The organism is Pseudoalteromonas sp. SR41-4, from assembly GCF_014163985.1.
Lineage (GTDB): Bacteria > Pseudomonadota > Gammaproteobacteria > Enterobacterales > Alteromonadaceae > Pseudoalteromonas > Pseudoalteromonas rhizosphaerae.
The window spans coordinates 18722-27187 of the sequence record NZ_JACJEI010000044.1 but is presented as its reverse complement, the minus strand read 5'-3'; the positions used below and the strand labels follow the sequence as shown (position 1 = coordinate 27187).

The 8466-nt window shown below is 37.2% G+C and carries 7 protein-coding genes; 6 read left to right on the top strand and 1 reads right to left on the bottom strand.

Going from position 1 to position 8466, the window contains the following annotated elements; all coding sequences use genetic code 11:
* Nucleotides 1-148: 148 nt before the first annotated feature.
* Nucleotides 149-1420 (bottom strand): hypothetical protein, encoded by a 1272-nt coding sequence (locus tag H5180_RS21915; protein WP_182759107.1) that lies wholly within the window; start codon nt 1418-1420, stop codon nt 149-151.
* 432 nt (nt 1421-1852) lie between these two features.
* On the opposite strand from H5180_RS21915, the gene H5180_RS21910 reads away from it, so the two are divergent.
* The 6 genes from H5180_RS21910 (at nt 1853) to H5180_RS21885 (ending at nt 8417) form a co-directional block, all read left to right on the top strand.
* Nucleotides 1853-2641 carry an isocitrate lyase/phosphoenolpyruvate mutase family protein gene (locus H5180_RS21910; protein ID WP_182759106.1) on the top strand — a complete coding sequence of 263 codons (789 nt, stop codon included), beginning with the start codon at nt 1853-1855 and terminating at the stop codon, nt 2639-2641.
* A 637-nt stretch (nt 2642-3278) separates the two neighbouring features.
* Complete coding sequence (locus tag H5180_RS21905; RefSeq protein WP_145241703.1) at nt 3279-3728, top strand: flavodoxin domain-containing protein; 450 nt, start codon at nt 3279-3281, stop codon at nt 3726-3728.
* Between the two features lie 428 nt (nt 3729-4156).
* On the top strand, nt 4157-6046 hold the full coding sequence (mnmG, locus tag H5180_RS21900) for a tRNA uridine-5-carboxymethylaminomethyl(34) synthesis enzyme MnmG (protein ID WP_145241701.1): 1890 nt from the start codon (nt 4157-4159) through the stop codon (nt 6044-6046).
* Between the two features lie 15 nt (nt 6047-6061).
* Nucleotides 6062-6682, top strand: coding sequence for a 16S rRNA (guanine(527)-N(7))-methyltransferase RsmG (gene rsmG / locus H5180_RS21895; RefSeq protein ID WP_149983167.1), 621 nt, complete (start codon nt 6062-6064; stop codon nt 6680-6682).
* Between the two features lie 14 nt (nt 6683-6696).
* On the top strand, nt 6697-7482 hold the full coding sequence (locus tag H5180_RS21890; protein WP_145241697.1) for a ParA family protein: 786 nt from the start codon (nt 6697-6699) through the stop codon (nt 7480-7482).
* Between the two features lie 17 nt (nt 7483-7499).
* The gene (locus H5180_RS21885) at nt 7500-8417 is read left to right on the top strand and encodes a ParB/RepB/Spo0J family partition protein (RefSeq protein WP_145241695.1); all 918 of its coding nucleotides are present in this window, start codon (nt 7500-7502) and stop codon (nt 8415-8417) included.
* The last annotated feature ends 49 nt before the right edge of the window (nt 8418-8466 follow it).

The window sequence follows — 8466 nt, the reverse complement described above, 5'->3', positions numbered from 1 at the left end:
TAGGCGTGAAGGTGCAGCACCTGTATTTGCGGGGCTGAGACACATCGCATTTAATCAGCTAAAAGCAGAAACAAGCTTTAATAAAGGCATGCCCGCAAAACAGAAAAAAGCTATGCGCAGTACAGGTTACCTTGAAAAGGTATTGAAATCATAGGCTTTTTTCATGCTCTTGCCCTGCTAAAGTACCTTCTTCAAAACTGAAACTTTTGGGTAATATGTAGCACTCTTCACTTATAGGATTATATAGGGTTACATTTTCACCTTGAGAGAAAGCTAGGCTTAATGATTTAGTTAGCTCTTTCGTTTTTTGAGTGTCATTAAAAGTTGGCAGTATTACGTACAATAAATCATCATTAAATATTAATCCTGGTATAACAATTTTTTCCAAAATAGATTCATTTTTTAATATTAAAGGCCCAGACAAAAAATCTTTAAAGTTTATTTTGATATAATTGGACAAACTTGAAATAAATGTTAATTCATCGATTGAAGATTCCGAAACCTCACTCCAGCGGTCTATAATTATGCTTGCTAAATTCCTAACTGAAACAGGAAAATAACTCCTTTCCGAAAAAGCGAAAAAAAAGTTTTGAAAACTTCCTTCAACTACTTTATTTGTAAACTCACTCTCATTATGAGGTAGATGAAAATTATCTTTATTAACAAAGTGTGAGCCTGCATGATTTTTAATATTTATATTATTATTTAAAGCTTCAATAGCTATTTTGGTAGATTGCCAAGCTTGCTCGGAAGGAATGGTCAATGTTCCAGGTTCAATATATTTATTACTGCCTAAATGGGATGCAGGAATAGATTCAATAAATACACGCTGTATTTCAATTGCTAATCGCATTTCAACTAGAGCTTGAGTATTCTTTTTATTTCTAATTTCAAAGGCGTTAATAAAATCAGTTATTCTCTCAACACTTCCTCCATACAAAACAGGTAAGGTTTCTTCCATGAAAACTAATTTAATTTCTCCCCAGTCAGCCTCAGGAACAAAGTCTTCAGAAGCTGGAAAGTCAGGCAGAAGTCCATACATAGTCAACATTAAAGATCTAAAGTCGAGGTAACTTTTTATCTGTGGCTCTTCTTGAAAATCTTCTTGTTTCATTTCCAAAAGTGAGCCCCACAAAAGAGAATGTTTTAGCAAGCAACTTCTATTAGGAAACCAAATTTCAGAGCAAACTAAACAGTCAGCTAACTCTTCAAATTGATATTTCCTAAAGAGCCTACCTAGCGATTGCTTTGCACTTTCATAGGTTTGACTTGAAGAAGTCAATTTTATATTTTTTTTCTTCGTGTTAATTGATTTACTCTTCTTTTTTTTGTTTCTTATACGAGACTTTGGCATTTTTAATCCTTGACCATTAATTTCCATAAAACCAGTTTTGAATGGATCAATTAAACTTTCTAACATCTATAAAACTAACATTAAAAGTACAATTTTTATTCTTCTTTTAGAAGCTTTAATACCGATTTTGTATAAGTCGTCCCTACTCGAAAGAGTAGGGACGACTCGCAGAGTCGCCCGTCGAGGCCACTGCTCATGATGCCTCGACACCCCTTCCTCCTTAAAAAAGTGTTGCAATCCCTGATCACTGTGATAATTTTAATGTTGAACTAGCTCGAAATGAGCATAAAGAAAAAGGGCGTATTTCACTGCCCGTAACACGTTCCTGAGGAGCTGCATTCGCAGCATTATGGGTCACACGCCCCCCCTATAAATAACAGTAGTTCGCGCTGTATTTCAACATAACTCACACTAAAATTTACGTTCAGTGCCGAATTTGGCCAGCGTAGTCACCGTAATCTTTTTATAGTCATAATGAAATTCACTTTTGAGATCATTATGAATAAATACCAAACCTTTCATCAATTACATAAACAAGATCAATTATTTTTATTACCAAATGCGTGGGATCCATTAAGCGCTCGTATATTAGCTGATACTGGTTTTGCTGCTATCGCCACAACAAGTTGGGGGATGGCCCAATCTCGAGGTCAAGAAGATGGCGAACAATGCTCATTTGAGGAGTTTATAAGTCAGCTAAAACCAATAATCGATGCTGTTAATATTGCTGTTTCCGTGGATATTGAATCAGGTTACAGTAATGACGTAAACACTATTTGTCAGCATGTTTTGGCCGTAGCCAAATTAGGTGCTGTCGGTATTAATATTGAGGATTCAGATAAAAAAACAGCTCAGTTACGCTCCCTAGAACACCAAGTAGAAATCCTTAAAGCGATTAAAAATACACTTAAAAAGTATGGTTTTTCACAGCTATTTATCAATGCTAGAACTGATTGCTACAGCCAAAATATGGCTTCTCTTGAACATGTAATAACTCGATCTTTGGCTTATCAAGACGCTGGCGTTGATGGTATTTTTATCCCTGGATTATCCGATTTAACAGCAATAAAGCAAATAACAACGACACTTAAGGTGCCACTTAACGTGATGGCACAGCCATTAAAAAGTGATTTTCTTTGCGATAATAGTAGTAATAGCAGCTCATTATTTGCACATGGCGTGCAAAGATATACGCTTGGTAATGCACTATTTGATGCCACAAAAGCCTATATTTTTACCGCTAGCAGTACTTTTAATAGCACAAAAAGTAGCGATCATTTATTCTAATCGGAGTTTTAAAAGCTATTTATACAAAATTAAAATCATAATTAGTGATAAAAATAGCAACTAATTTAGAAATTGATCAGCACAAGCTCAAATTGTTATCCACAATTTGGGCTTTTTTGATCATTTTTAACTTAGAGGCATATAAAAAGTACTCAATTTATTAGCTCAAACAGTATAAATCGAGCAATAAACCCACTAAATCAACTTTAATTGCCATTAATTACTTATTTAGCACCCTACTTGAAATATTTTTTGGCATTTCATAAATTAATTTATAGCCAAAACGATCGTTATCAACAGGCGATCTATCCACATTCTGATCACTCGTTTTAAAACTCTTAATGAAACGAAAATTCACCACTCATAAAACGTAAAATCAATAGCTTAGTAAAATAAAAATAAGATCTTATGTTTTTACTACCCAGCTTTCCCACTTTTTATCAACAGCTTGATCAGAAGATTACATATTGGAATACTTTATTTTATTTATATATATCAAATAATTACGAATTAAAAATAAGAAACATCAAAAATCGTACTTTAAATACTTATACAAACTTCCATTCAAGGCTTTACTGCTGAGTAAACTCAGTTATCATAAGCCTATAAGTAAGCAGTTGTGTGATCAAATAGAATTATGAACTCCGTTAATATCATTATAGGCAGCCAAATGGGATCTGCTGAGTATGTAGGTGAGCAACTAGCAGAGCAGTTAGTTACTCAAGGGATCACTACAGAAGTTCATGATCAACCTAACTTTTCACAGATAAACCAAGAAAATACTATCTGGTTATTGTGTACTTCTACTTATGGTGCTGGTGATTACCCTGAGAACCTTTTATCCTTTGTTGAAGATATTAATCAAGTCAATGATTTAAAAGGATTAAAGTTTAGTGTTATTGGCTTAGGTGACACCAGTTATGATACCTATAACCTCGCAGGCCGTAATCTAGAACAACTTTTAGTAAGTAAAGGCGCGCACTGTATAGCAGAGCGCTTAGAGTTGAATATTCTTGATGAAGAACTACCAGAAGACACCGCATTAGCTTGGTTACCAAGCTGGATCGAGCAAATAAACCGTATTTAATTAAGATCACAGTTTAGATCCAAATTTAAAGTTACCCACAATTTACTGAGTATTTAGATCAGATTGTGGATAAGCTATGATCTAACTGCGTTTTAAGACTATGTTATCCATTGGATAAGATCTGATCCAATACCCCCTGTGCATAAAGAGCCTTTTTGATCAGAGCTTATAATCAGTTAGATCCGATCATATTAACACCTTTAGATCCGATCTAACTTTATGTTTTAATAAGTAAACTAAACCTTATCAACAGAAATCATGCTCAGTAGTAGTAACAGTAATAAAAGATCTCTTTAAAAGATCCTTTATATTATTAGAGATCATTTACTTAGATCTTGGCCACAGTTTAATCATTTATCTTCTGTAAATTTATAGGTAGAATACGCTCCCCCTTGAAAGTTTGCTGGTTGATTAAGTAGGATCCCGAAATGATTTTTCACGAAAATTTTGATGTTATTGTTGTTGGTGGTGGACATGCAGGTACAGAAGCTGCGTTAGCTGCTGCACGTATGGGTATGAATACCCTACTGCTGACTCACAATATGGATACCCTTGGTCAGATGTCATGTAACCCAGCAATTGGTGGTATTGGCAAAGGTCATTTGGTTAAAGAAATTGATGCACTAGGTGGTGCAATGGCCCAAGCAATTGATAAAGGCGGTATTCAATTCCGTACTTTAAATTCTTCAAAGGGACCTGCAGTAAGAGCTACTCGTGCACAAGCAGATCGCGCTTTATATAAAGCTGCTATTCAAGATATTTTACAACACCAAGATAACCTGAAGATCTTTCAGCAATCATGTGATGATCTGATTGTTGAAAATAATAAAGTAACAGGTGTTGTTACTCAAATGGGACTGCGTTTTAGCGCACCTTCTGTGGTATTAACCGTAGGCACTTTCCTTGGTGGCCAAATTCACATTGGCTTAGAAAACTTCAAAGGTGGTCGCGCTGGTGATCCACCTTCAATCGCATTAGCAAATCGTTTACGTGAATTACCATTTCGTGTTGATCGCTTAAAAACTGGAACGCCACCACGTATTGATGCCCGTACAGTTGATTTTAGTAAAATGGAACAACAACCTGGTGATGCTATAACACCGGTGTTTTCATTTATGGGTAAGCAGTTAGATCATCCACAACAAATTTCTTGCTTCATCACATACACCAATGAAAAAACTCATGATGTGATCCGCAATAATTTACATCGTTCACCTATGTACTCAGGTGTTATTGAAGGGATTGGTCCACGTTACTGTCCTTCTATTGAAGATAAAATTGTTCGCTTTGCAGATAAAGACAAACATCAAATTTTTGTTGAGCCTGAAGGCCTAACATCTTATGAGCTTTATCCAAATGGTATTTCAACTAGTTTGCCATTTGATGTGCAATTAGAGATTGTGCAATCAATCACTGGCTTTGAAAATGCACATATTTGCCGTCCAGGCTATGCTATCGAGTACGACTTTTTTGATCCACGCGATTTAAAGAAATCATTAGAGACCAAATTTATTGATGGTTTGTTCTTTGCTGGACAGATCAATGGCACTACAGGCTATGAAGAAGCCGGTGCACAAGGCTTAATTGCCGGTATGAATGCAGCATTGCAAGTGCAAGGTAAAGAGCCTTGGACACCACGCCGTGATGAAGCTTATGTCGGTGTATTAATCGACGATTTAACTACACTAGGTACCAAAGAACCGTACCGTATGTTTACTAGTCGTGCTGAATACCGTTTGTTACTACGTGAAGACAACGCTGATATTCGTTTAACAGCAAAAGGTCGTGAACTTGGTTTAGTTAACGATGAACGCTGGCAAGCATTTAATGAAAAAATGGATATCATTGCAAAAGAATCTCAACGGATCAAAGAAACTTGGATCCATAAAGATCACGCTGTAATTGATCAAGTTAATGGCTTACTTAAAACACCATTAACCCGAGAAGCAAGTTTAGAAGAATTATTACGTCGCCCTGAGATCCGTTATAACGATCTAATGGCGATCGAAGGATTAGGATCTGAGTTTGATCATGCAACAGCGTTAGAGCAAGTTGAGATCCACACTAAGTACGCAGGTTATATTGCTCGTCAGCAAGAAGAGATCAATAAGCAACTTCGTCATGAGTTAACTATTTTGCCTAAAGATTATGATTACTCGATCGTATCGGGTCTATCAAATGAAGTGGTTGCTAAATTAACTGAGGCGCGTCCTGATACAATCGGTCAAGCATCACGTATTTCAGGTATCACGCCTGCTGCTATTTCGCTATTATTAGTTTATCTGAAGAAGCAAGGCTTACTACGTAAAATTGCGTAGTCATTAAGGAATACTGTGTTACAGCAACAATTAACTACTTTGTTAGCGCAAACTGATATTGCGCTAACTGAAAAACAACAGCAACAATTGGTTCAGTATGTTGAGTTACTCAATAAATGGAACAAAGCTTATAATTTAACCTCAGTGCGTTTACCTGAGGATATGATGATTAAGCATATTATGGATAGCTTAGTTGTTGCACCTCACCTACCCGGTCATCATTATATTGATGTTGGTACGGGTCCTGGTCTTCCGGGTATCGTATTAGCTATTGCATTACCTGAGACACAATTTATTTTATTAGATAGTTTAGGTAAACGCGTGCGTTTTTTAATGCAGGTAAAACATGAGCTAGGTCTGAAAAATGTAACCCCAGTGCAGTCTAGAGTTGAAGATTATCAACCAAGTGTTAAATTAGATGGTGTATTGAGTCGTGCTTTTGCATCTTTACAAGATATGGTTGACTGGTGTTCGCACTTGATTGATCATTCAGGTAAGTTTATTGCCTTAAAAGGCGTATTTCCAAGTGAAGAGCTAGAATCTTTACCAGCAGGTGTTAAGTTCGAGCAAAAAATCACCTTGGAAGTACCAAAATTAGATGCGCAAAGACATTTAATTATTCTTTCTAAAGACTAGGGATCAGAGATACTGTGGCAAAAGTCATCGCAATAGCAAACCAAAAAGGTGGTGTGGGTAAAACCACCACAGCAGTTAATCTCGCGGCATCAATGGCTGCAACTAAACGTAAAGTGTTGCTTATTGATCTCGATCCGCAAGGCAATGCAACCATGGGTAGCGGCGTAGACAAATACGGCGATGTGGCAACAATTTATGATTTATTAATCGAAGATAAACCAATTGAAGAAGTTGTTACTAAAGAAACCTCTGGTGAATATCATTTAATTGCTGCCAATGGTGATGTTACCGCCGCCGAAGTTAAACTGATGGAGCTTTATGCTCGAGAAGTACGACTACGCAATGCCCTTGAAAAAATATCTGATCAATATGAATTTATTTTTATCGACTGCCCACCATCGCTGAACATGCTTACGGTGAATGCAATGGCGGCCGCGGATTCAATTTTAGTGCCTATGCAATGTGAATATTATGCGCTTGAAGGCTTAACCGCATTAATGGACACAATTACGCAATTAGCCAAGTTAGTTAATCCAAAACTACAGATTGAAGGGATTTTACGTACTATGTACGATCCGCGTAATCGTTTGGCCAATGATGTATCTGAGCAGCTTAAACAACATTTTGGCGATAAAGTATACCGCACCGTGATCCCACGTAATGTACGTTTAGCTGAAGCGCCGAGTTTTGGTGCACCCGCAATGTATTATGACCGGGCATCAAGTGGCGCTAAAGCGTATTTAGCACTTGCCGGTGAAATGTTACGCAGAAAAGAAAAAATATCCCCAATCGTCGCCTAACTTGAGGTAAAAAGAACATGTCTGCTAAAAAACGCGGTTTAGGCCGAGGACTCGATGCTTTATTAAGCTCGTCAAAACCAGCACCGAGTGCCCGCACTGAACAACCCAACGTGAGTGAGCAGGATGTAATTGTTCAGCCAACCAGTAGTGAACTGCAAAAGCTACCGATTGAGTTTTTACACTCAGGTAAATATCAGCCACGTAAAGACATGTCCGAAGAAGCGCTTGAAGAGCTAGCAAGCTCAATTCGATCGCAAGGGATTATTCAGCCAATTGTAGTTCGTCCAGTAGCAGAAAACAGTTATGAGATAATTGCTGGTGAACGTCGCTGGCGTGCTGCACAAATAGCTAAGCTAGACGTAGTACCATGTATCATTAAAGATGTGCCTGATGAAGCTGCGGTGGCCATCGCATTGATTGAAAATATTCAACGCGAAGATCTAAATGCCATGGAAGAAGCGGTTGCATTGCACCGTTTGTTAACTGAGTTTGAATTAACTCACCAACAAGTGGCAGATGCCGTAGGCAAATCACGCACGACGGTAACTAATTTATTACGACTAAATAATCTTAATGATGATGTTAAAATATTGTTGGAACATGGCGATATTGAAATGGGGCATGCGCGTTGTTTATTAGCCCTTGAAGGTGAAGCACAATCTGATGCTGCTCGACTGGCTGTAGCAAAGGCTTTAACTGTACGCGAAACAGAAAAATTAGTTCGTTCAATTATTGAACCTGCCCCTAAAAAAGAAACCTTCGAAAAAGATCCAGATGTCAAACAGTTAGAACAACAATTAGCCGAAAACTTGGGTGCTAAAGTTGAAATTAACTACAACAAAAAAGGCAAAGGAAACTTAGTTATTTCGTATACTAACTTAGAAGAGTTAGATGGAATTTTAAGCCGTATAAATGCAGAGAATTCCGAGCATTAATAAATATCATGTCCAAAAAGAGACATTCGTCGCAAATTTGCACCACAAT

Excerpts from the sequence above, each read along its gene's own strand:
- mnmG (WP_145241701.1), top strand. The coding sequence starts at position 4,157 with ATGATTTTTCACGAAAATTTTGATGTTATTGTTGTTGGTGGTGGACAT.
- H5180_RS21910 (WP_182759106.1), top strand. The coding sequence starts at position 1,853 with ATGAATAAATACCAAACCTTTCATCAATTACATAAACAAGATCAATTA.
- H5180_RS21885 (WP_145241695.1), top strand. The coding sequence starts at position 7,500 with ATGTCTGCTAAAAAACGCGGTTTAGGCCGAGGACTCGATGCTTTATTA.
- H5180_RS21915 (WP_182759107.1), bottom strand. The coding sequence starts at position 1,420 with ATGTTAGAAAGTTTAATTGATCCATTCAAAACTGGTTTTATGGAAATT.
- H5180_RS21905 (WP_145241703.1), top strand. The coding sequence starts at position 3,279 with ATGAACTCCGTTAATATCATTATAGGCAGCCAAATGGGATCTGCTGAG.